The 748-nt window shown below is 47.9% G+C and carries 5 tRNA genes; all 5 read right to left on the reverse strand.

The window, feature by feature from the left end:
* Positions 1 to 108: 108 nt before the first annotated feature.
* A tRNA-Thr gene (locus CIK04_RS32260) sits at positions 109 to 184 on the reverse strand.
* A gap of 35 nt (positions 185 to 219) precedes the next feature.
* Positions 220 to 295, reverse strand: a tRNA-Asn gene (locus tag CIK04_RS32265).
* A gap of 39 nt (positions 296 to 334) precedes the next feature.
* Positions 335 to 410, reverse strand: a tRNA-Phe gene (locus CIK04_RS32270).
* Positions 411 to 417: 7 nt separating this feature from the next.
* Positions 418 to 493: transfer RNA gene (locus CIK04_RS32275), tRNA-Thr, on the reverse strand.
* Between the two features lie 58 nt (positions 494 to 551).
* A tRNA-Phe gene (locus CIK04_RS32280) sits at positions 552 to 627 on the reverse strand.
* Positions 628 to 748: the final 121 nt, after the last annotated feature.

The following is a 748-nucleotide window of genomic DNA, read 5'->3' on the forward strand; positions in this document are numbered from 1 at the left end:
CCTGCTGGGCTCGAACCAGCGACCTGCGGATTAACAGTCCGTCGCTCTACCGACTGAGCTAAGGAGGAACTATTCTGTCTCTCTTGCGATGCAAGAGTAACTTGTAAATGGTGCCGACTACCGGAATCGAACTGGTGACCTACTGATTACAAGTCAGTTGCTCTACCTACTGAGCTAAGTCGGCGCCTAAACAACAAGCTTTAGCTTATCGTTTGAAAGTGGCTCCTCCTGCTGGGCTCGAACCAGCGACCTGCGGATTAACAGTCCGTCGCTCTACCGACTGAGCTAAGGAGGAACTATTCGGTTATTGTGTGTTAGCACAACTTAAAATAAGTGGTGCCTCGAGGCGGAATCGAACCACCGACACGAGGATTTTCAATCCTCTGCTCTACCGACTGAGCTATCGAGGCAAAAGAATGGTGCCGACTACCGGAATCGAACTGGTGACCTACTGATTACAAGTCAGTTGCTCTACCTACTGAGCTAAGTCGGCGCACTATATTCTTTTTAAATTGTCGTTCGTACGTTAAGCACCAACGACTTTTAATTCGTGGTGCCCGGAGGCGGAATCGAACCACCGACACGAGGATTTTCAATCCTCTGCTCTACCGACTGAGCTATCCGGGCGACGAGGTGTATTAAACGGTTTTTCGCTTTCTAGGTCAATATAAAAATGCAAAAAAATATCGTTGCTGCTTTGTGCCGCATGGGTGGTTTTATTCGTTTTAAACGATGGAAGTACAGTATA

Source organism: Vibrio sp. 03_296 (assembly GCF_002265885.1).